At 69.9% G+C, this 20188-nt stretch carries 21 protein-coding genes; 11 read left to right on the top strand and 10 right to left on the bottom strand.

Annotated elements, in window-relative coordinates:
* Window positions 1-78: 78 nt before the first annotated feature.
* Entirely contained in the window at window positions 79-870 is a 792-nt protein-coding gene (locus KLK06_RS42625; RefSeq protein ID WP_214641413.1) for an ion transporter, read from the bottom strand.
* A 53-nt stretch (window positions 871-923) separates the two neighbouring features.
* Window positions 924-1400 (bottom strand): nitroreductase family deazaflavin-dependent oxidoreductase, encoded by a 477-nt coding sequence (locus KLK06_RS42620; RefSeq protein ID WP_214641412.1) that lies wholly within the window; start codon window positions 1398-1400, stop codon window positions 924-926.
* Window positions 1401-1492: 92 nt separating this feature from the next.
* Here KLK06_RS42620 and KLK06_RS42615 point away from each other — a divergent pair, with 92 nt between their 5' ends.
* Window positions 1493-1798 carry a DUF4190 domain-containing protein gene (locus KLK06_RS42615; RefSeq protein ID WP_214641411.1) on the top strand — a complete coding sequence of 102 codons (306 nt, stop codon included), beginning with the start codon at window positions 1493-1495 and terminating at the stop codon, window positions 1796-1798.
* Here the strand turns inward: KLK06_RS42615 and KLK06_RS42610 are convergent.
* A complete protein-coding gene (locus KLK06_RS42610) occupies window positions 1733-2431 on the bottom strand; it encodes a TetR/AcrR family transcriptional regulator (RefSeq protein ID WP_214641410.1) in 699 nt (232 codons plus the stop codon). The genes KLK06_RS42615 and KLK06_RS42610 overlap by 66 nt on opposite strands.
* Before the next feature lie 67 nt (window positions 2432-2498).
* On the opposite strand from KLK06_RS42610, the gene KLK06_RS42605 reads away from it, so the two are divergent.
* Together KLK06_RS42605 and KLK06_RS42600 are read left to right on the top strand one after the other, a co-directional pair.
* Window positions 2499-3239, top strand: coding sequence for an ABC transporter ATP-binding protein (locus KLK06_RS42605; RefSeq protein ID WP_214641409.1), 741 nt, complete (start codon window positions 2499-2501; stop codon window positions 3237-3239).
* Complete coding sequence (locus KLK06_RS42600) at window positions 3239-3964, top strand: ABC transporter permease (RefSeq protein ID WP_214641408.1); 726 nt, start codon at window positions 3239-3241, stop codon at window positions 3962-3964. Before KLK06_RS42605 ends, KLK06_RS42600 begins: the two co-directional genes overlap by 1 nt.
* A gap of 54 nt (window positions 3965-4018) precedes the next feature.
* Here KLK06_RS42600 and KLK06_RS42595 read toward each other — a convergent pair whose 3' ends face one another.
* Complete coding sequence (locus tag KLK06_RS42595; RefSeq protein ID WP_214641407.1) at window positions 4019-5383, bottom strand: S8 family serine peptidase; 1365 nt, start codon at window positions 5381-5383, stop codon at window positions 4019-4021.
* 183 nt (window positions 5384-5566) lie between these two features.
* Between KLK06_RS42595 and KLK06_RS42590 the strand changes: the two genes are divergently transcribed.
* Entirely contained in the window at window positions 5567-7603 is a 2037-nt protein-coding gene (locus KLK06_RS42590; RefSeq protein ID WP_214641406.1) for a spermidine synthase, read from the top strand.
* Between the two features lie 6 nt (window positions 7604-7609).
* Here the strand turns inward: KLK06_RS42590 and KLK06_RS42585 are convergent, their stop codons facing one another.
* Complete coding sequence (locus tag KLK06_RS42585; RefSeq protein WP_214641405.1) at window positions 7610-8506, bottom strand: MurR/RpiR family transcriptional regulator; 897 nt, start codon at window positions 8504-8506, stop codon at window positions 7610-7612.
* 143 nt (window positions 8507-8649) lie between these two features.
* Between KLK06_RS42585 and KLK06_RS42580 the strand changes: the two genes are divergently transcribed.
* From KLK06_RS42580 to KLK06_RS42570, 3 genes are read left to right on the top strand one after another with little or no spacing between them, the layout of a single operon-like run.
* The gene (locus KLK06_RS42580) at window positions 8650-10041 is read left to right on the top strand and encodes an MFS transporter (RefSeq protein WP_214641404.1); all 1392 of its coding nucleotides are present in this window, start codon (window positions 8650-8652) and stop codon (window positions 10039-10041) included.
* On the top strand, window positions 10038-10475 hold the full coding sequence (locus KLK06_RS42575) for a GAF domain-containing protein (protein ID WP_308168706.1): 438 nt from the start codon (window positions 10038-10040) through the stop codon (window positions 10473-10475). The genes KLK06_RS42580 and KLK06_RS42575 overlap by 4 nt, the downstream gene beginning before the upstream one ends.
* A 6-nt stretch (window positions 10476-10481) precedes the next feature.
* On the top strand, window positions 10482-11708 hold the full coding sequence (locus tag KLK06_RS42570; protein WP_214641403.1) for an amidohydrolase family protein: 1227 nt from the start codon (window positions 10482-10484) through the stop codon (window positions 11706-11708).
* Between the two features lie 17 nt (window positions 11709-11725).
* Here KLK06_RS42570 and KLK06_RS42565 read toward each other — a convergent pair whose 3' ends face one another.
* From KLK06_RS42565 to KLK06_RS42555, 3 genes are read right to left on the bottom strand one after another with little or no spacing between them, the layout of a single operon-like run.
* Window positions 11726-12538 carry a carbohydrate ABC transporter permease gene (locus tag KLK06_RS42565; protein WP_214641402.1) on the bottom strand — a complete coding sequence of 271 codons (813 nt, stop codon included), beginning with the start codon at window positions 12536-12538 and terminating at the stop codon, window positions 11726-11728.
* Window positions 12535-13455, bottom strand: a complete 921-nt coding sequence (locus tag KLK06_RS42560; protein WP_214641401.1) for a carbohydrate ABC transporter permease — start codon at window positions 13453-13455, stop codon at window positions 12535-12537. Before KLK06_RS42560 ends, KLK06_RS42565 begins: the two co-directional genes overlap by 4 nt.
* Before the next feature lie 8 nt (window positions 13456-13463).
* A complete protein-coding gene (locus tag KLK06_RS42555; RefSeq protein WP_214641400.1) occupies window positions 13464-14768 on the bottom strand; it encodes an extracellular solute-binding protein in 1305 nt (434 codons plus the stop codon).
* A 237-nt stretch (window positions 14769-15005) separates the two neighbouring features.
* On the opposite strand from KLK06_RS42555, the gene KLK06_RS42550 reads away from it, so the two are divergent.
* On the top strand, window positions 15006-15788 hold the full coding sequence (locus KLK06_RS42550) for a DeoR/GlpR family DNA-binding transcription regulator (protein ID WP_214641399.1): 783 nt from the start codon (window positions 15006-15008) through the stop codon (window positions 15786-15788).
* Here the strand turns inward: KLK06_RS42550 and KLK06_RS42545 are convergent.
* Window positions 15785-16246 (bottom strand): TetR/AcrR family transcriptional regulator, encoded by a 462-nt coding sequence (locus KLK06_RS42545; protein WP_214641398.1) that lies wholly within the window; start codon window positions 16244-16246, stop codon window positions 15785-15787. The two genes, KLK06_RS42550 and KLK06_RS42545, sit on opposite strands and share 4 nt — an antisense overlap.
* A gap of 17 nt (window positions 16247-16263) precedes the next feature.
* On the opposite strand from KLK06_RS42545, the gene KLK06_RS42540 reads away from it, so the two are divergent.
* Window positions 16264-16935: an NADPH-dependent F420 reductase gene (locus KLK06_RS42540; RefSeq protein WP_214641549.1), complete on the top strand. Its 672-nt coding sequence runs from the start codon at window positions 16264-16266 to the stop codon at window positions 16933-16935.
* On the opposite strand, the gene KLK06_RS42535 is transcribed toward KLK06_RS42540, so the two are convergent.
* Window positions 16936-17547, bottom strand: a complete 612-nt coding sequence (locus tag KLK06_RS42535; protein ID WP_214641397.1) for an IclR family transcriptional regulator — start codon at window positions 17545-17547, stop codon at window positions 16936-16938.
* A 94-nt stretch (window positions 17548-17641) separates the two neighbouring features.
* Here KLK06_RS42535 and KLK06_RS42530 point away from each other — a divergent pair, with 94 nt between their 5' ends.
* The gene (locus KLK06_RS42530; RefSeq protein ID WP_214641396.1) at window positions 17642-18574 is read left to right on the top strand and encodes a 5-dehydro-4-deoxyglucarate dehydratase; all 933 of its coding nucleotides are present in this window, start codon (window positions 17642-17644) and stop codon (window positions 18572-18574) included.
* 45 nt (window positions 18575-18619) lie between these two features.
* Window positions 18620-20179 carry an ABC transporter substrate-binding protein gene (locus tag KLK06_RS42525; RefSeq protein WP_214641395.1) on the top strand — a complete coding sequence of 520 codons (1560 nt, stop codon included), beginning with the start codon at window positions 18620-18622 and terminating at the stop codon, window positions 20177-20179.
* Window positions 20180-20188: the final 9 nt, after the last annotated feature.

Genomic DNA, 20188 nt, shown 5'->3' with positions numbered 1-20188 from the left:
GAGACGGTTGCTACGGGACGGGATGCTGGCCACCGTTGGGGGGCCGCGAGATCACCGGGTTCAGGCGACGCTGAGCCGTCAGTCGAGCACCTTCTGCTCGCGCAGCTCGGCGATCTCTTTGCGGAGCGCCGTCAGCTCGGACAGGATCAGCTGGGTCGAGGCCGTGTTGTCGTCCTCCAGCTCCGCGCGTTCGGCGGCCGACTCCTCCTCCATCGCGCTCACCACGACGGCCATGAACAGGTTGAGCACGACGAACGTGCAGACCAGGATGAAGATCGTGAAGAAGACCCAGGCGCTGGGGTGGCTCCGCATCACCTCTCTCGCGATGTTGCCCCAGTCGTCGCCCGTCATCGTCTGGTAGAGGGTGAACAGCGAGGTGGGCAGGCTGCCGAAGCGGGTCGGCGCCGTGGCCCCGTACAACTTGGTGGCCATGACGGCGGCCACGTACAGGACCAGGGAGAGCAGCAGCACGATCGAGCTCATGCCGGGCATCGCGCGCAGCAGGGCCGAGACGACGCGGCGCAGGCTGGGCACCACCGACAGCAAGCGCAGCGCCCGCAGGATGCGCAGCGAGCGCAGGACCGACAGGCCGCCCGCGAAGGGGGCCAGGGCGACCGCCACGATCACGGTGTCGAAGATGTTCCACGGATCGCGCGGGAAGCGCGACCGCTCGACGTAGATCTTCGCGAGCAGTTCGGCCACGAAGACGTAGAGAGCCACATGATCGACCACGGTCAGCAGGTGACCGTAGTCCTCGACCACGGCGGGCACGGTTTCGAGGCCGAGTGTGGCCGCGTTGAGCACGATGACGCCGACGATGAACCGCTGGAAGCGCGGGTGCTCAATGAAGGCTCGGGTGCGTTCACGCACGGGATGGGGCTCCTCAAAATGGAAAAGTTGCCCCACCATGATGACGCAGGAGATCAGCGCGTTGGCGTCAGGCGGAAGACCCGCAGCTCCCGTCCGGACTTCTCCGTGTAGCGGTCGAAGAGCGGCCACCGCTCGATCAGGGACGGCCACGCGGCCGTACGGTCGGCGCCGGTCAGCAGCACGGCGGTGACGGGGAACTCGTGGCCCCTGAAACTCACCGTGGCCGTGGGCGTCTTGATCAGGTTGCCGCTCCACGCCGGGTGGTGGGTTTGGCCGAAGTTGCTGCCCACCACCAGGAGGGTGCCGTCGGGCTCGGGCAGGCAGGCGAGCGGCGAGCTGCGCGGCAGGCCGGACTTGGCGCCCGTGGTGACCAGGATCAGCGTGGGGATGACCGGGTTGTTGCTGAGCAGTCGTCCCCGGGTGAGCCGGTGCACGGTCCGATCGAGCTGCGGCATGAACTTGGGGCCGGCTCTCATGAACCACTCGGCCGCCGCCAGCCGTTGTAGGAAGAGCCTCAGAACCCGGAGCATGCGGCGAGTGTAGCAAGCGTTTGGTCAACTGCGGCCCGAGGTCGGCCTGTGGTATAAAAAGCGGCTGAAACGATAAGCGGGGGCGAGTGCCGATGTCCTATCCCAACTACGGTCCCTCCTATTACGGACCGCCACCTCAGACGCATCCCAATGGCACCACGATCCTGGTGTTAGGCATCCTCAGCCTGGTCATCTGCTCGTTCCTCGGCCCGTTCGCGTGGTCGATGGGCACCAAGGCGCTGCGGGAGATCGACCACAGCGGCTACATCTATGAGAACCGGGGCATGGTCTCGGCCGGGCGGGTCTGCGGCATCATCAGCACCTGCCTGATGCTAGCCGTGATCGCCATCTATGTGATCTTCGGCGGCTTCGCTCTGCTCGCCAGCCTCTCCAGCTAGCGATCGGCGGCCGTAGCCACCGATCCCCGACTCCAGCAGGTCGAACGCCCCTGCCGCCTGCGTGCGTACGTCCGTCCAGATCTCCGGCCACTGCTCGCCGGCCATCTTGCGCCGTATCGCGTGCCGGGCCAGCAGCCGCGTCGTGCTCAGGATCTGGTCGGCCACGAGCTGCGGAGTGAGGTCGTCGGGCCCGGCGCCGGTCTCCTCGGCGATGATGGTCGCCAGGTTGGTGGCGGACAGGTGCTCCACCTCGCGCATCCTGGCGACCAGCGCCGCGCTCTCCCCGACCACCCGGCTGAACACCTCGGCGCCCTCGCCCATCCCGTAGCGCCAGTCGCCGGTCTCGAGCGCGTCGAAGAAGTCGCGCCGGAAGGCGGCCACGATGCTCTCGCCGGGCCGCCGCTCGCGCACCACCTTGCTCGACAGGTCCACCACCTCCTGCTGCCGGTCGGCGAACAGGTCCTCCTTGGTGCCGAAGTAGTTGAACACCGTGTTGACCGACACGTCGGCGGCCCGCGCCACCTGCGCGACGGTGACGTTGTCGAATCCGTGGATCATGAACAGCCCCATCGCCACGTCGGCGATGCGCAGCCTGGTCTCACGCTTCTTCCGCTCGCGCAGCCCCTCTTCCATGCCTCTATGGTACCAATATTGCAGTCGCACCAAAATTGTGGCTACTCTATTTTTGGAGGCGATGAAAATGATCAAGACCGCAGGTCTGAGCAAGACCTTCGAAGGCGGCGTGGCGGCCGTCAAAGGCGTGGACATATCGGTGGGGCCAGGCGAGATCGTCGGCTTCCTCGGCCCGAACGGCGCCGGCAAGACCACGACCATGCGGATGCTGACCACACTGCTCCGGCCCACGTCGGGCACCGCCACGGTGGCGGGCCATGACCTGCTGGCCGACGCCCGCGAGGTGCGGCGCCGCATCGGCTACGTGTCGCAGGGCGGCGGGATCAACCCGGCCGCCCCGCTCGGCGACGAACTCGAACTCCAGGCCATGCTGTACGGCCTGTCCCGGACCGAGGCCAGAACCCGGATGACCGAGGTGCTGGCCCAGCTCGACCTGGAGGGCCTGGAGCCGCGGCCGGGGGCCGCCCTGTCGGGCGGTCAGCGCCGCCGCTTCGACATCGCGTTCGGCCTGCTGCACCGGCCGGCGCTGCTCTTCCTGGACGAGCCGACGACCGGGCTCGACCCGCAGAGCCGGGCCAACCTGTGGGAGCACATCCGGGCGCTGCGCGCCGAGCGCGGCGTGACGGTCTTCCTGACCACGCACTACCTCGACGAGGCCGACGCCCTGTGCGACCGGCTGCTGATCATCGACCACGGCCGCATCGTGGCCGAGGGCACCCCGGCCGAGCTCAAGACCGGCGGGCGCACGCTCGACGACGTGTTCCTGGACATCACCGGCAGGTCTCTGCGCGAGGAAGCGGGCGTCTGATGCTGCGCGACACCTATCTGCTGTTCCATCACCATCTGCGCATCACGTTGCGGCAGAAGTTCGGCCCCATCTTCGGGGTCATCCAGCCGCTGCTCTTCCTCGTGCTGTTCGGGCCCATCTTCGCCACGATCGGCACCTGGGAGACGCTGGTACCCGGCCTGATCGTCCAGCTCGGCCTGATGAGCACGGGCATGGCCGGGTTCGGGGTGGTCTTCGAGAAACGCTCGGGCGTACTGGAGCGGATGCGCGTCACCCCGGCCAGCCGCCTGGCCCTGCTGCTCGGCCGGGTGCTCAACAACGCGGTCACGCTCATCCTCCAGACCGTGCTGCTGGTCGCGGTGGGCTACGCCTTCGGCCTGCGCGCCCCGGCCGCCGGGGTGCTGGCCGGGCTCGTGCTGGTGGTCGTGCTCGGGCTCAGCCTGGCGGCGTTGTCGTACGCGATCGCGCTGACACTCAACGACCAGCTCTTCGCGCCGGTGATGAGCACCGTGGTGGTGCCGCTGAGCCTGCTGTCGGGCGCGTTCCTGCCCATGTCGATGGCGCCCGGCTGGCTGGACGCGCTTTCGCACATCAGCCCGTTCCGGTACGTGCTGGAGGCGCTGCGCGAGCTGTTCGCCGGGCACTACGCCACCGGCACGGTCGGCCTCGGCGTGGCGGTGACCGTGGTCTTCGCCCTGGTCAGCGTCACGATCGGGACGCGGGTCTTCAACAGGGAGAACGCCTAGGCGCCGGCGGCGGGCGCGGCCGCAGCCGTGCTCGCCGCCTCGCGCGTCGATCCGCTAGGCGTCAGGACACGCTCGGGCCCGGCGCTGGAGCGCGGCGATGATCCCGGCGGTGTCGACGATCCCGTAACCGTAGTCGTAGTCGAACCCCACCTCGCTGCGGTCCTCGCCCGTACGGCGGAGCAGGGCGCGAAGCTGCGCGGGCCGCAGCCGCGAGGCCGGCCAGAGCGTACGGATCGCCGCGACCAGCCCGGCGGCGACCGGAGTCGCGGCCGACGTGCCCGAGTCGGGCTCGGCATCGCCGAACGCCTTGGACCCGGCGAAGTGGGTATAGGCGCAGATGTCGGGCTTGCGGGCGGTCAGCCGGCCCGGTCCCTGTGAGGAGTAGCCGACCCGTTTGCCGCTCACGTCGACGCCGCCGATCGACAGGACCCGGGGGTGGGAGTTCGCGCCGGCGATCGGCCGATTCGGATAGGCGCACCGGCCGTCCCTGCACTCGCGCCCGCAGTTGCCCGCCGCGAACAGCACGTCGGCGCCCGCGTTGTCGAGGCTCGAGACCATCAGGTTGAACGGGTGCGCCGCGTTGTCCGAGTAGTTGCCCGGATGGCCGACGGGGAAGTCCCATTCGGGGGAGAACGACCCCCACGAGCTGTTGATCACCAGCGCTCTCGACGCCTCGGGCTGCATGGCGAGCACGATGCGCAGGTGCGCGAGCGCGGCCACGGCATCGGACAGCAGCCCGTCGAGCGCCGTGCCGCCCGGACGGGCGGAGCGCAGCACCGGGATGTCGATCAGGGACACCTGCGGCGCGCCGATCAGGGTGTCGAAGGCGCACATCGTGCCGTGGTCGACCTCGAACTCGCCCGGCCGGCCGTCGACGCCCGAGGGGTTCCAGCTCCGCTGGGCGTCGAGCGTGACGCCCCGGCCGAGCTGCCGGGCGACGTGGGCGGCGTTGATGCCGGTGTCGAGCACGGCCAGGGTCACCCCGGTGCCGTCGAGCCCCTCGGCGTGCAGTCCGGGGACGTTGAGCAGCCGTTCGACGTCATGCCAGTCGCCGAACGGCGCGTCGCCGCCGCAGGTGAGCGAGGACTCGACGACCGGATCGGAGTAGACGCCGACGACGTCGGGCCGGAGGGTGGGCAGCAGGGCCACCCGGGTCGTCAGCTCGTCGTCCGAGATCGTGCCGCGGACCAGCACCGAGGCGTCCTCGGCGGCCAGGGAGAAGTCCAGCGGCTGGTTGAGCGACAGCGGGTCGCCGCCGGCCGCGGGGACGGGCCGCGGCAGCGCCACGGGGGTGAAGGCGGTGTCGAGCTCGACTCCGGGCAGGCCGTCCGCGACGTCGGCAGTGGTGGCGGTCTGGCCGGGATCGGCGACGGCCGTGACCAGATCGGGGGAGGGGCGCAGCTGGATCAGAACGCGCATGGGGCACCACCGGGATGTTCGGAGGGAATTGAACCTCCCAAGATTCCTTCATCTGTCCGGGCGTGTCCAGCACATCTCAGGGGCTTTGACCTGCTGAAATGCCGTAAAAAGGGCCAAGGGGACGATATTCATTCTCGTCGTCAGGCTTCCTTGATCCGCTTTCGTTCACTAGCGTGAGGCGGCATGACGCTCCAGGCACACAAGACGGTCGCAGGCGAGGACGGCGGCCACTGGCTGGCGGTACGACCGAGGCTCATTCTCGCCAGCGCGTTCATGCTCTTCCTGGAGCTGGCGCTGATCCGGTGGACCGGATCGAACATCGTGCATCTCAGCTATTTCACGAATTTCGTGCTGCTCGGCTCGTTCCTCGGCATCGGCCTGGGGTTCCTGCGCGTGGGGCGGGCGCGGCGGCAGCCGTACTACTCGCCGGTCATCCTGTTCGGCCTGGTCTTCGTCGTGCTGACCTTCCCCGTGACCGTCGACCGCAACACCGAGGGCGTCCTGTACTGGACCAGCCTGTCGACCACGGGACCGCCCGCGTGGCTGATCCTGCCGGTGATCTTCTGCGCGGCCGCGCTCGTGCTCATGGGCCCGGCCGAGCTGGTCGGGCGCTGCTTTCCCGAGCTGCCCCGCCTGGAGGCCTACCGCTACGACCTGATCGGCAGCCTCTCGGGGATCGCGCTCTTCACCGCGCTGTCGTTCCTGAGCGCGCCGCCGGTGTTCTGGGGGCTGATCGCGGCCATCGCCTACGGGGTGCTGCTGGTGCCCCGGCCGCGGGTCCTCTACCTCGGGCTGGTCACCGTGCCGTCGCTGGCGGTCGTGGGGCTGCTGCTGGCCGAGACGCTGACCGCCGGGGCGTTCTGGTCGCCGTACTACAAGGTCACCTACAAGCAGTTCCAGCAGCTCGGCGTGCCCGTCACCGACATCTCCGTGAACGGCATCCCGCACCAGCAGGCCGTGCCCGCCGCCGCCCGGCTGCAGTGGGAGCGCCAGTACGGCCTGCCGTACGAGCGGGCGAGCACGCCGCCCAAGAACGTGCTCATCGTCGGCGCGGGCAGCGGCACGGACGTGGCGATCGCCCTGTCCAAGGGCGCCGCCCACGTCGACGCCGTCGAGATCGACCCCAAGCTTCGCGAACTGGGCGGCTCACTGCATCCCGACCGGCCCTACGACGACCCCCGGGTGACCACCCACGTCACCGACGGGCGCGCCTTCCTGGAACGCACCGGCGACAAGTACGACCTGATCCTGTTCGCCCTGCCCGACTCGCTCACGCTCGTGTCCGGGGCCAGCTCGCTGCGGCTGGAGAGCTACCTGTTCACCGAGGAGGCCATGCGGGCCGCCCGCGCGCACCTCAAGCCCACCGGCACCTTCTCGATGTACAACTACTACCGCGAGAGCTGGCTCGTCGACCGGCTCGCCTCGACCGTGCAGCAGGCCTTCGGGCACAAGCCGTGCGTCGACGTGGTCAGCACGGCGGGCCAGCAGGCCGTGATCACGGCGGGCGCGACGCCGTCCGCGCAGCGGTGCGCGGGGGAGTGGGCGGGCGCCGCGGCCGGCACGCCGCCGCCGACCGGTGACGACCGGCCGTTCCTCTACCTGAAGGACGGCGACATCCCGTCGCTCTACCTCATCACGCTCGGCCTGATCCTCGCGGTCAGCCTGATCGCCGTCCGCGTGGTCGCCGGCCCCTACCGGCGGATGCGCCCGTACGCCGACCTGTTCCTGCTCGGGGTGGCGTTCCTGCTGCTGGAGACCAAGAGCGTGACGGGCTTCGCGCTGCTGTTCGGCACGACGTGGGTGGTCAACGCGATCGTGTTCGCCGGGGTGCTCGTCGCCGTGCTCGCCGCGGTCGAGGTCACCCGCCGCTTCCGCACCCCGCCGCTGCCGGTCATGTACGCGGTGCTGTTCGGCGGGCTGGTGCTGGCCTGGCTGGTGCCGAACAGCTGGCTGCTGTCGCTGCCGCTACCCCTGCGGGCGGTCGGGGCGGTGACGGTGGCGTTCCTGCCGATCTTCGCGGCGAACGTGGTCTTCGCCAAACGCTTCTCCGACTCGGCGGACGCCACGACGTCCTTCGGCGCGAACCTGCTGGGGGCCATGGTGGGCGGCTGCCTGGAGTACCTGGCGCTGGTGATCGGCTACAAGGGCCTGCTCATCGTGGCCGGCGTCCTCTACCTGGGCGCCTTCCTCCTGCTGCCGCGCAAGGCGGCGGCAACGTAACGGCGGTCAGCCGGGTTCGTCGCCGGGGGCGTGCGGGGCGGGGCGCCGGTGCAGGAGCCCGAACTTCGACCACATGCCCTCGGCCCGCTCGATGGACGCGCTCGTCCGGGCCGGGTCCACGGTGGCGAGCTGCGTGACCAGCGCCTGCGCGACGGCCATGCCGGCGGTCAGTGACGGGAAGAACGCCACCCCCTCGGCCGGGACCATCACCACCTCCTCGGCCGCGTCGGCCAGGGCGGGGCTGGCCGCGTCCGTCAAGGCGAAGACGCGGGCGCCGCGGGCCCGCGCCTCGTTGGCCGCCAGCACGGTGCTCTCGTACAACCGCCAGAAGCTGATGGCGATCAGCACGTCACCCGGGCCGATCACCGAGACGGTGTTGGCCAGCTCGGCGTCGCCGGACGTCACCGCCGCGACGGGGTACCCGGCCAGCCGGGCGTTGTGCGCGAGCGCCATGCCGACCGCCGCGTAGCTGCCGTCCGCGACGATCACCGTGCGGCCCGCGGCGGCGACGGCCTCGGCGATGGTACGGAGCACGCTCTCGTCCAGGCGCCTGTTGAGCAGCGCGAGGCTGTCCAGGTCGCGCCGGAGCGATCGGGAGCTGGGCGAGCCCTCACCGCTGTGCTCGGCCGCGACCTGGGGCGCGCTCAGCGAGGACAGGTAGCGGGCGCGCAACTCCTGCTGGAGCGCGGGCCACCCGGCGAAGCCCAGCGCCTGCGCGGTGCGGGTCACGGTCGCCACGTTCACGCCGGCGAGCTGGGCGAGCTCGGCGGCCGAGCCGAACGACGCCCGGCGCGGCTGGGACAGGAGCACCTCCAGCAGCGCCGCGGCCTTGGGGCGCAGCCCGCGCTCGGGCGCCCGGTCGCGCAGCCAGTCCTGGAAGCTGTCCGTGGCGCGCTCTGTCACTTGTCCCTCTCCCGTGGCTGGCAGACATGCTACGCGTCCGTAACAGGAAGAATGTGCAAAGAACATTGCAATTTTGGTGATTTGCACTATACGTTGCCAGGCAATCGTTCTGCAGGGCTGTGACCTTGGGAAGGTGCGTTGGCATGACCTTGTTGGCCCGTCTGGACCGGCTCCCGCTGAGCCGTCCGCACTATCTCCTGCTTCTCATCGGTGGGCTCGGCTACACCTTCGACGGCATGGACTCCGCCGTGGTCGCCTTCCTGCTGCCCAGCGCCCGGGCGGAATGGGGCCTCGACGACGGCCAGCTCGGGCTGATCGGCTCCGCGAGCCCGTTCGGGTTCCTGTTCGGCGCGGCCATCGCGGGCATGCTCGGCGACCGCATCGGCCGCAAGAAGGTCATGATGTACGCGCTGGCCTTCTACGCGGTCTTCTCCGTGGTCGCCGCGTTCGCGCCGAACTATGAGGCGTTCCTGGGCTCCAGGATCCTCGCCGGGGCCGGAGCCGGGGCCGAGAGCGCGATCATCGCGCCGTTCCTGTCAGAGTTCGTCCCGGCCAAGCGGCGTGGCTGGTTCATCGGCGCGCTGGCCGGGTTCTTCTCCTTCGGTTTCGTCATGGCCGCGCTGATCGGCCGCTTCGTGGTGCCCACGATGGACGACGGCTTCCGCGTCGCGCAGCTGATCACCGCAGTGCCGGTCGTGATGCTGCTGTGGTGGCGGCGCTCGCTGCCCGAATCGCCGCGCTTCCTGCTCCAGCAGGGCCGCCACGCGGAGGCCGAGGCGGTGGTCGTCGATCTCGAACGCCGCGTCGAGCGGGCCACCGGCCAGGTCCTGCCGCCCGTGCCCGAAGGCACCGCGCGGCCCGCGACGGCCACGCCGAAGGTGAACCTGAGCAGCGCGCTGCGGTTCCTGTGGAGCCCGGCCATGGCCAAGCGGACCGCCGTCATCTGGCTGATCTGGTTCGTGATCACCTTCTCCTACTACGGGTTCTTCTCCTGGATCCCGACCCTGCTCGTGGGGCGCGGCATCACGGTGACGAAGAGCTTCGAGTTCTCGATCATCATCTATCTGGCGCAGATCCCCGGCTACTTCTCCGCCGCCTGGCTGTCGGAGCGGCTGGACCGCAAGAACACCATCGCGCTCTACCTCGCGGGCTCGGCGGTCAGCGCGTTCTGGCTGTCCCAGATGGACTCACCGGTCGCCATCACGATCGCGGGCGCGGTGCTGTCCTTCTTCCTCAACGGGACGTACGCGGGCGTCTACTCCTACACGCCCGAGGTGTTCCCGACCTGGATCCGGGCCACCGGCACCGGCCTGTCCAGCGCGTTCGGCCGCGTCGGCAGCATCCTCGCGCCCACGATCATCGGCCTGATGGCCGCGAGCTGGGGATTCGCCGGCGTGTTCGGCCTCACCACGGCCGTGCTGGTGGTCGGGGTGATCTGCGTGGTCGTCTTCGGCCTGGCCACGGCCGGACGATCGCTGGAGGATCTGACCGAGCGGGGCGATCCCGCCGACACCGCGGGGGAGATGGCGAAGTGACCGGTCTGACGGAGCTGGAGAACAAGGTCCGGGAGTCGGTGGGCGTGCGGCTGTTCACGGTTCTGGCCTGGATCCCCGAACGGCAGGCGCTGCGCCGTGTCCACAGCAGCGATCCCGAGCGCTATCCCGTGGGCGGGGAGAAGACCGTCGAGGTCGCCCGGGGCTGGCTGGCCCGCTGCATCGAGGCGGGGGAGCCGTACTTCGGCCCGGACCGGGCCGCCGTGCGGGAGATCTTCGCCGACCACGAGCTGATCGAGAGCCTGGGGTGCGGGGCCATCATCAACGTGCCGGTGAAGGATGGGGGCCAGGTGCTCGGGGTGCTGAACATCCTGGACGCCGAGGGCAGTTACGACGAGGAGTCGGTCGCCGTCGCCGCGTCCTTGGCCCCGCTCGCGGTGCCCGCCCTGCGCGCCGTCCATGAAGCCGCCCAATGATGCCGAATGAAGAGGAATCAAGTGAGTCTGCTGCTGCGTAATGCCCTGGTGCTCGACGTTGTCACCGGTGAGTACGCCGAAGGCGACCTGCGCTGTGCGGAGGGTCGCGTCGTCGAGGCCGGGCCGGGGCTGGCCGGGCCCGCGGACGGGCGGGTGATCGATGTGGGCGGCGGTGTGGTCGTTCCCGGGCTGATCGACGCCCACGTACACGTCACCGCCTCCACCGCCGACCTGGGCAGCCTGTCCGCCATGTCGCCCTCGTACGTCGCCGCGCACAGCGCCCGCCTGATGGGGCAGATGCTGGACCGCGGCTTCACCACGGTCCGCGACGCCTCCGGAGCGGACTACGGGCTGTGCGACGCCCAGCAGGAGGGGCTGATCCGCGGGCCGCGGCTGCTGTTCTGCGGCAAGGGGCTGAGCCAGACCGGCGGCCACGGCGACCAGCGTGGACGCGGCCAGAACGGGCGCGACGACCACCCGTGCTGCGCCGGGGTCGGCCGGGTCGCCGACGGCGTGGACGCCGTGCGCGCCGCCGCGCGCGACGAGCTGCGCAAGGGCGCCCACCACATCAAGGTCATGGCCTCCGGCGGCGTCGCCTCGCCCACGGACCGCGTCGACTCCACCCAGTACTCCATGGACGAGCTCCGCGCGATCGTCGAGGAGGCCGAGGCCGCCAACCGCTACGTCGCCGCGCACGCCTACACGGCCCGCGCGATCAACCGCGCCCTGGAGGCGGGGGTACGGTCGATCGAGCACGGCAACCTGCTCGACGAGCACAGCGTGGAGCTGTTCCTGCGGCACGACGCCTACCTGGTGCCCACACTGGTGACGTACTGGGCGCTGAAGGAGGAGGGCCGGAGCTTCGGCCTGTCGGAGTCGAGCTGGCGGAAGGTCGACGAGGTGCTCGGCGCCGGGCTCCAGGCGCTGGAGCGGGCCGCCCGCGCCGGCGTGCGGCTGGCCTACGGCAGCGACCTCCTGGGTGGCATGCACCGGCACCAGAACCAGGAGTTCCGGCTGCGCGGCGAGGTGCAGCAGCCGATCGACGTGCTGCGCGCCGCCACGGTCAACGCGGCCGACCTGGTCGGGCTGGCCGGCGAGATCGGCACGCTCGCGGTGGGCGCGCGGGCGGACCTGCTCGTGCTCGACGGAGACCCCCTGCGGGACCTCGGGGTGCTCGCCGAGCCCAAGCACATCCGCCACGTCGTCCAGAGCGGCCAGGTCGTCTCCGGCTGAGCTCAATTCCCGAAGGCTCAGCCCTTCAGCCCGCTGGAGAAGCCCTTGATCACGTAGCGCTGCAGCAGCAGGAAGATCAGCACGATCGGCAGCGCCCCGAGCACCAGCCCGGCGAAGACGAGACCGTGGTCGGAGACGTACTGGCCGACGAAGGCGAACACGCTCACCGGCACGGTCTCGAATCCCGATCCGCCCAGGTAGAGCAGGGGGGTGAAGAAGTCGTTCCAGATGAAGACGGCGTTGAGGATCAGCACCGTGCCGGTGATCGGCCGCAGCAGCGGGAAGACGACCCTGGTGAACGCGGTCAGATGCGAGGCGCCGTCGATCTGGGCGGCGTGCGCGTAGTCCCGCGGCAGCGCGCGGATGAACCCGGTGTAGAGGAACACCGTGAACGGCAACTGGATCCCCGTGTAGAACAGGATCATCCCCACGTGCGTGCCGATCAGCCCCAGGTCGGTCACGAGCTGGTAGAGCGGGATCATCCCGAGCTGGAAGGGCAGCACGATGCCGAGCAGGAACAGCACGTACAGCCCGTAGCCGAGCCGGCTCTTGGCCCTGGCCAGGAAGTAGGCGGCGAAGGAGCCGAGGGCGATCAGCGCGACCAGGCTGACCGCGGTGATCACGGTGCTGTTCATCAGGGACGGGCCGAGCGCGGCGGCCGACCACGCCTTGGTGAAGTTGTCCGTCGTGGGCGGGGCGGGCAGCGCCAGCGGTGTCTGGGAGATCTGCGCCGGGTCCTTCAGCGACAGCGTGATCAGCGCGTACACCGGGAACAGGAACGCCACCGCCACCAGGATCATGACGATTTCCAGCAGGAACGTCCGCCTCATTGGGCCACCTCCCGGCCGCGCAGGTAATAGACCTGCACGAGCGACACCGCGGCCACGAACAGGGCGAGCACCAGGGCGATCGCCGTGCTGTAGCCGAACTTGCCGAACACGAACGCCTGCTTGTACAGCACGGTCGACAGCGTCTCGGTGGCGTAGCCGGGGCCGCCGTTGGTCGCCGCGAAGACCTGGTCGAACAGCTTGAGACCGCCGATCGTGGAGAGCATCAGGTTGATCGTCAGGGCCGGGGCGAGCAGCGGCCAGGTGACGTAGCGGAAGCGTTGCAGCGTTCCCGCGCCGTCGATCATCGCCGCCTCGTGCAGCTCACGCGGCACGCCCTCGAGCCCGGCCAGGAAGATGACCATCGAGTAGCCGGCGTACTGCCACACGACCGTGGCCGCGATCGACCACAGTGCGAGCGACGGGTCGCCCAGCCAGTCGATCTGCAGGCCGAGCAGCCCATTGAGCCCGGCGGACGGGTCGGGGTTGTAGATGTACTTCCACAGGAAGGCCACCATGACCGGGCTGACGACGACCGGCGCGAAGAAGATCACCCGCAGCAGCGCCCTGCTCTTCAGCTTGGCGTGCACGCCGAGCGCGAGCAGCAGCCCCACGCCGTTCTGCACGACGACGATCGCCACGGTCAGCAGCAGCGTGTTGCCGATCGAGTCCATGGCCTGCTCGTCGTGCAGCAGCGTCTGGAAGTTCGCCAGCCCGACGAACGACTTGTCCGCGCCGATGCCGCTCCAGTCGGTGAAGGCGTAGAGCATGCCCGCCAGGCTCGGGTAGAGCACGACGGCGGCGTACACCACCAGGGCGGGCGCCGCGAACAGCCACGAGGGCGAGAGCGCGGCGAACCGCCGCCGCGGCCGGCCGGCCGCGGCGGTGGGTCGTCCGACAGGCGTCGCTGTCGTGGTCATCTGCCGGGTCATTTGGCGTAGGCCTCGTCCATCTTCTGCAACGCCTCGTCGATCTTGATCTTGCCGGCGAGCAGGTCCTGGATGACCGCGAAGTGGACCGGCTGCACCTCGGCGTTCGGCCAGCGCTGGTCCATGAACGGCACTGCCTTGTCCTTGGTGAACGGCAGGAACGACTGCACCGCGGGGTCGATGCTGGAGGAGGCGTCCTGGGTGAGCGGGATGGCCGCGATCGCCTTGGCCCAGCGGTTGATGTTCTCCTGCTTGCCGAGGAAGTCGATGAACGCCTTGGCCTCGGCCAGGTTCTTGCCCTTGGCGGCGGCGCCGAGGCCGACCACCACGCCGGCCGGGATCCACACCTGGGCCGCGTCGTCCGCGCCGGGGACCGGGAACATCGACAGGTCGTCGGGGTTGCCCGCCGACTTGCGGAAGTCCGGCAGCACCGCGGACACCTGGATGGCCATGGCCGCCTTGCCGGTGGCCACCATCGAGATCTGCTGCTCGAAGGTGGTGCCGTTGGGCTTGTCGTTGAAGAAGCCGCGCTTCTGCAGCTCCAGGTACATCTCCATCGCCTCGCGCCAGCCGGACTTGGCGAAGCTGGTCTGGCCCGCCGCCTGCTTGTCGTCGAAGGTGGGGTCCTTGGCGTACACGGTCGAGGGGACGAGGGCGTAGGTGATGAGCTGGGTGACCCACGGCGTCTGCGCGCCCAGTGCGATCGGCGTCTTGCCGGCCTTCTTCAGCTTGTCGCAGACCGCCAGGAACTCCGTCCAGGTGGTCGGCGGCGCGTCGATGCCGGCCTCCTGGAACACCTTCTTGTTGTAGATCGCGCCGATGACCGAGGAGCCGGCCGAGTAGATGTAGGTCTTGCCGTCCTTCTGGAAGGCGGGCTTGAAACCGGTCGGGATCGTCTGCGTCCACGCCTGGTCGGACAGGTCGGCCAGCAGCCCGGCCCCGGCGATCTGGGTCATCGACATCGCGCTGCCGCTGCCCGGGTAGACCACGTGCACGTCGGGCGCGTTGCCCGCGCCGAGCTGCGTACGCAGTGAGGTCTGCACCTGGTCGGTAGGGGCGAACGAGGTGGCCAGCGTCACGCCGGGCTTGGCCTGCTTGTAGGCCGCGACCAGCTCGTCCATCGGTGCCTTCTGGTCGGCCACGCCGACGAATCTCAGCTCGACGGCGGACGCCTGCCCCTGACCGGTGGAGCCGGTGGACTGCGTCTTGGTCGAACACGCGGTCGCCGCGGCGGCGACCGCGAGACCGCCCATCATGCGGAAGAACTGGACGCGGCTCAGCCTGGCATCGCGCAGCTCGGTCATGCTCTGTCTCCTCGGTCTAACTCGAAATGGGGGGTCCCCCGAGGGCACCGGCGGGGTGGATCTGCTCGCCGGACTCGAATGCGAACGTTTTAATAACGGTCGTCGTGAAGTACGTTATATCTAACGTTAAATCGTGTGAAGTTGTGAAGGTGCGAGGAGACTACGAGTCGTTCCGCAGGGGTGTCAAGGGTGTGGGCCGCGCTACGATGCGCTGGCGTCGAAACTGGGAGAGCGCAGGTGAAGTCACGTCAGCACGCGGACAGGGGAGTCGCCAGGCGCCAGGCGATGGCGGAGCATCTCATGCGGCACGGCTCCGCCTCGGTGAGCGAGCTCGCGGAGGTCTTCCGCGTGAGTGTGATGACCGTGCACCGCGATCTCGACGAGCTCGAGCTCCAGGGCATGGTGCGCAAGTACCGCGGCGGCGCCAGCGCTCAGGCGTCGAGCGTCTTCGAGAGCAACATCGCCTACCGGCTGACGGCCCAGAACACGGAGAAGGAGGCGATCGCCCGGTATGTGGTGGGGCTGATCGAGCCGGGTAGCTCGGTCATGATCGACGACTCCACGACCGCGCTGGCCGTCGCCCGGCATCTCGCCGAGGTGGCGCCGCTGACCGTGGTGACGAACTTCCTGGAGGCGATCAAGCTGCTCGCCCCGGTGCCCGGCATCCGGCTCATGGCGCTGGGCGGCGAATACCATCCGACGCACGACTCGTTCCTGGGCGTCGGCTGCGTCGACGCGGTCGAGGCGATGAACACCGACACGGTGATCGTCTCCACCTCGGCCATCTCCGACCGGCACGCCTTCCACCAGGAGCAGGAGATCGTGCTGGTCAAGCGGGCCATGGTGGCCGCGGGGACGCGGTGCATCCTCGCCGTCGACCACACCAAGCTCGACCGGGTGGCCCTGCACCGGGTGGCGCCGCTGGAGAAGTTCGACGTCATCGTGGTCGACGCGCAGGCGCCGGCCGAGGCCGTCAAACGCCTGCGCGAGCGGCAGTACAACGTCGAGGTGGCCGGCTAGCGGGGTCCGCTGTCGCTCAGTGCGGCGAAGGCTTCGTCCAGGAGGTCGACCAGGTCCAGCTGACCGTCGGAGGCGGTCCAGTGGTCGAGGGCGACGTTCAGGCAGTCGAGCGCGGCGGCGGCTCGTACGGACTGGGCCAGGGTCACGGGTCGCGAGGAGTCGCCGCGCTCGGCGAGGGCCTGGGCCAGGGCGGGGCACCAGCCGTGCTGCTTCTCCAACTGCCGCGAGCACAGGGCGGGGGTGCCCCGGACGAGGTGTGTCAACGCCAGAGCGCCGCCTCGGTCCTGGTGGTAATGCTCGATGACCGTGTCGAGCGCGCGCCGTAGCGCCGTCCAGTCGTCCTCGTCGGCGGGGCGGGCGCGCAGCGCGTCGGCGACCTGTTCGGCCTGGGTGTCGAAAGCGCCGAGGACGGCTTCCTCCTTGCTGCCGAAGTAGCGCAGGAACGTGCTGCGCGACACCCCGGCGGCCGGGCGCGCTGGCCCGCCTCGCCGTCGCCGCCGGCCTGAACGTCGTCCTGAGCAACTCCCGCGGCCTCGAGGCCCTGTCCGGACTGGTCGCCGAACTCGGCGAGCACGCACGGGCGGCCACGCCCGCCGAAGCCGCGCAGGCGGGTGACCTGGTGGTGGCGACCATCCCGCTGAAGGCTTACGACCGGCTGCCCGCCACGGCCCTGGCGGGCAAGACCGTCATCGACACGATGAACTACTATCCGGACCGCGACGGCCACCTCGCCGAGTTGGACGCCGGGACGCTGACCTCCAGTGCCCTGGTGCAGCGGCACCTGGTCGGCTCTCATGTGGTCAAGGCGTTCAACAACATCGACTTCCACCGCCTGTTCACCCTCGCCCGCCCCTCCGGCGCCCCCGACCGCGCCGCCCTGCCCATCGCCGGCGACGACGAAGCCGCCAAGGCGCGGGTGGCGCGACTGCTGGACATCCTCGGCTACGACGCGGTGGACATCGGCACGCTCGCCGACAGTTGGCGCAGCGAACCCGGCACGCCGGTCTACGTCCAGCCCTACTTCCCGGCGCAACGGCCCGAGGGGACGAGCCAAGAAGAGGCGTACCGCTGGTTCTTGGACACCCCAGGAGTCCCGGTGCCCGCCGGCCGGGTCAAGGAACTGGCCGACACGGCCGTCCGCGCCTGATCAGCGGATGATCCGCGCCCGGGCCCGGAGCAGGGCGGCCACGATCGCCTCCTCGCGGTCCGGGTCGAGGCGGACCATGGGGATGGAGCAGCTGAGGGCCTCGTTCGGGGGCGCGGCGAAGTCGAGGGCGACGGCGAAACAGCGCAGGCCGATGGTCGACTCCTGTTCGTCGATGGCGTAGCCGCGCCGCCGGATCTCCTCGAGCTCGGCGCGCAGGGCCGGCCGGTCGGTGAAGGTGTGGACGGTGCGCGCCTCCAGGGTCTCCGGCAGGAGCGCGTCGACCTCCTCCCAGGGGCGCGCGGCGAGGATCGCCTTGCCGAGCCCGGTCGCCCATGACGGCAGGCGGCGGCCGGGCCGGCTGACGACGGTGAGGGAGCGGCGGGAGATGTTGGTGGCCAGGTAGACGATCTCCGCGCCGTCGAGGCGGGCCAGGTGGACGGTCTCGCCGAGCTGGTCGTTCAGCTCGTTCATCACCGGCTGCGCCTGCTGGACGACGTCGTCCCGTTCGACGTACGAGGCCCCGGCGCGGAGCGCGCGGATGCCGAGGCGGTAGCTGCCGGCGCCGCCGGTCTCGGCGGACGGCTGCGATGACTCCAGGACGTGTTGCGTCATCGACCACCTCTTGACGGGTACGGAAACACACACTTAATGTCTCGGCTACAAATATAGACGCCGTCTCCATATGTAGACAAGAGGTTTGCTGTTGATGTCCCCCACTCCCACGCGAGTCGCCGCCTCCCTGTCCGGCTTGCTCGCCTTCCCCGTCACGCCGTTCACGGAATCGGGGGACGTGGACCTGTCCCGCTTCAGGACGCACCTGACCGACGTGCTCGCCGCGAAGCCCGCCGCGATCTTCGTCGCCTGCGGGACCGGGGAGCTGGCGTCGTTGACGGGCACCGAGCACCAGGCGGTGGTCAGGGCCGCCGCCGAGCACGTGGCCGGGGCGGTCCCGGTGCTCGCCGGGGTCGGCGGCGGCACGCGGACAGCAGTGGAATTCGCTCGTGCCGCGCGGGCCGCCGGGGCCGACGGCCTGCTGGTGCTGCCGCCGTACCTGCAGGTCGGACCGTCTGCCGGGCTCGTGTCGCACTACCGTGAGGTGGCCGCCGCCACGGATCTGGACGTGATCCTCTACCAGCGTGGCACGGCCGTCTTCACCCCCGCGGCGGTGGCCGAGCTCGCCGAGGTGGACAACATCGTCGCCCTGAAGGACGGGTACGGTGACATGGAGCTGCTCCAGCTCATTCAGACCGCGACCGGCGGACGGCTCCCCCTGCTGAACGGCATGCCGACCGCCGAGGTCTTCGCCCGCTCCTACGCCGGCCTCGGCGCCCGCGCCTACTCCTCGGCGACGCTGGCCTTCGTCCCGGAGGTCGCCGTCGCGTTCTTCGAGGCGTTCGAGAGCGGCGACGACGCGACCCAGCAGCTCCTGCTGCGCGAGTTCTACGCCCCTCTCACCGAACTGCGCAATACGACTCCCGGCTACGCCGTCTCCCTCGTCAAGGCCGGCCTGGACATCCGCGGCCGCTCCGCCGGGCCCGTCCGCTCGCCACTGGCGCAGGTCACCCCGGAGCACCGCGAGCAGCTCGCCCACATCATCGACCGCGGCCTTGCCGCTCTCAGCGCGACGCCTGTCGCATAGCACGTCGCCTGCCCGCCACCCGGAGCAGGCGATTTCGGAGGAACCATGATCACCACCCCTCGCCGCCGCCAGGCGGCGTCCGCCCTCTTGGCCCTCGGCACGCTGCTGTCAGCCGGCGCCTGCTCGGTCGCGAACAGTGGTCCGGAGCCCTCGTCCGGCTCCGGCGCGGCGAACACCGTCCGTATCGTGTTGCCCGAAGAGCCCCCGACGCTGGAGCCGTGCGACGCCTCCCTCACCGCGACCGGGCGCGTCACCCGGGCGAACATCACCGAGGCGCTCACCGAGCGTGACCCGAGCACCGGGCAGCTCCAGCCGGCGCTGGCCACAGAGTGGAAGCAGGGCGCGCCGACCGAGTGGACCTTCACCCTGCGCAAGGGCGTGAAGTTCCACGACGGCACCGCCTTCGACGCCAAGGCGGCCGCCTTCGCCATCGACCGCGCCGTCGGCTCCAAGATCGACTGCAACGTGAACGGTTACGTCTTCGGCGGCATCAAGCTCACGGTGACGGCCGTGGACGACGCGACCCTCAAGGTGACGACGGCCAAGCCGGACCCGATCCTCCCGCTGCGGCTGTCCTTCGTCGAGATCGTGCCGGCCACCACGAGCGCGACCGGCAAGGTCCGCGAGCCCATCGGCACCGGCCCTTACAAGATCGCCAAGTGGGACGCCGGCCGTAGCCTGCGCCTGGAGCGGTTCTCCGGGTATTGGGGCAAGGCGCCGGAGTTCGCCGCGGCGGAATACGTCTGGCGTGGCGAAGGCAGCATCCGCGCGGCCATGGTCAAGAGCGACGAGGCGGACCTCGCCGTCGGCCTCGCCCCCGAGGACGGCGCCGGCGACTCCGCCGTGCAGTTCCCCAACAACGAGACCTCCTACCTGCGCATCGACGCCGCCAAGCCGCCGCTCGACGACCTCCGCGTGCGCCAGGCGATCAACTACGCCATCGACAAGGACGGGCTCGTCGCCTCGGTCTTCGCCGGGCTCGGCAAGCCGGCGGGCCAGCTCGTTCCCGAAGGCGTGACCGGTCATAGCGCCGCGATCCAGCCCTGGCCGTACGACGCGGCGCAGGCCAAGAAGCTGATCGCGGAGGCCAAGGCGGCCGGCGTCCCCACGGACACCCCCATCACGATCATCGGCCGGAACGGGATCTACCCCAAGGCCGCCGAGGCGATGGAGGTCGTGCAGAACTCGCTGAACGAGGCCGGGCTCTCGGTGAAGATCCAGATGCTCGACGTGAACGCCTGGCTGGAGTACCTGCTGCGCCCGTTCCCCAAGAACGCCGGCCCCACCCTGCTGCAGGCCCAGCACGGCAACCAGGCCGGTGACGCGGCCTTCACCATGGGCCAGATCTACGGCAGCAAGGGCGCGCAGAGCAGCTTCGGCACCCCCGAACTGGACGACCTCATCACCGCCGGCGAGCAGGCCTCGGGCGAGGCGCGCCAGACGGCGTTCGCCAAGGCGCTGGACTACCAGAACAAGGATGTCGTACGGGACGCGGTCATGGCGCACATGACGGGCATCCTCGCGCTGTCGAAGAAGGTCACCTACAAGCCCAACGCCGCCACGAACGACGAGATGCGCCTCGCCGACATGCACCCGGCCGGCTGAAAGGAACAG

The sequence above is a fragment of the Nonomuraea sp. NEAU-A123 genome (assembly GCF_018603905.1).
In the GTDB taxonomy this organism is placed as follows: domain Bacteria; phylum Actinomycetota; class Actinomycetes; order Streptosporangiales; family Streptosporangiaceae; genus Nonomuraea.
The sequence above is the reverse complement of the archived record's forward strand: the minus strand, read 5'-3'. Positions and strand labels throughout refer to the sequence as shown.

Bases quoted from the DNA above. Each gene is read 5' to 3' on its own strand.
- KLK06_RS42615 (WP_214641411.1), top strand. From the start codon at position 1,493: ATGTCCTATCCCAACTACGGTCCCTCCTATTACGGACCGCCACCTCAG.
- KLK06_RS42590 (WP_214641406.1), top strand. From the start codon at position 5,567: ATGACGCTCCAGGCACACAAGACGGTCGCAGGCGAGGACGGCGGCCAC.
- KLK06_RS42530 (WP_214641396.1), top strand. From the start codon at position 17,642: ATGTCCCCCACTCCCACGCGAGTCGCCGCCTCCCTGTCCGGCTTGCTC.
- KLK06_RS42620 (WP_214641412.1), bottom strand. From the start codon at position 1,400: ATGCTCCGGGTTCTGAGGCTCTTCCTACAACGGCTGGCGGCGGCCGAG.
- KLK06_RS42555 (WP_214641400.1), bottom strand. From the start codon at position 14,768: ATGACCGAGCTGCGCGATGCCAGGCTGAGCCGCGTCCAGTTCTTCCGC.
- KLK06_RS42525 (WP_214641395.1), top strand. From the start codon at position 18,620: ATGATCACCACCCCTCGCCGCCGCCAGGCGGCGTCCGCCCTCTTGGCC.
- KLK06_RS42535 (WP_214641397.1), bottom strand. From the start codon at position 17,547: ATGACGCAACACGTCCTGGAGTCATCGCAGCCGTCCGCCGAGACCGGC.
- KLK06_RS42565 (WP_214641402.1), bottom strand. From the start codon at position 12,538: ATGAGGCGGACGTTCCTGCTGGAAATCGTCATGATCCTGGTGGCGGTG.
- KLK06_RS42580 (WP_214641404.1), top strand. From the start codon at position 8,650: ATGACCTTGTTGGCCCGTCTGGACCGGCTCCCGCTGAGCCGTCCGCAC.
- KLK06_RS42595 (WP_214641407.1), bottom strand. From the start codon at position 5,383: ATGCGCGTTCTGATCCAGCTGCGCCCCTCCCCCGATCTGGTCACGGCC.
- KLK06_RS42610 (WP_214641410.1), bottom strand. From the start codon at position 2,431: ATGGAAGAGGGGCTGCGCGAGCGGAAGAAGCGTGAGACCAGGCTGCGC.
- KLK06_RS42560 (WP_214641401.1), bottom strand. From the start codon at position 13,455: ATGACCACGACAGCGACGCCTGTCGGACGACCCACCGCCGCGGCCGGC.
- KLK06_RS42570 (WP_214641403.1), top strand. From the start codon at position 10,482: ATGAAGAGGAATCAAGTGAGTCTGCTGCTGCGTAATGCCCTGGTGCTC.
- KLK06_RS42600 (WP_214641408.1), top strand. From the start codon at position 3,239: ATGCTGCGCGACACCTATCTGCTGTTCCATCACCATCTGCGCATCACG.
- KLK06_RS42605 (WP_214641409.1), top strand. From the start codon at position 2,499: ATGATCAAGACCGCAGGTCTGAGCAAGACCTTCGAAGGCGGCGTGGCG.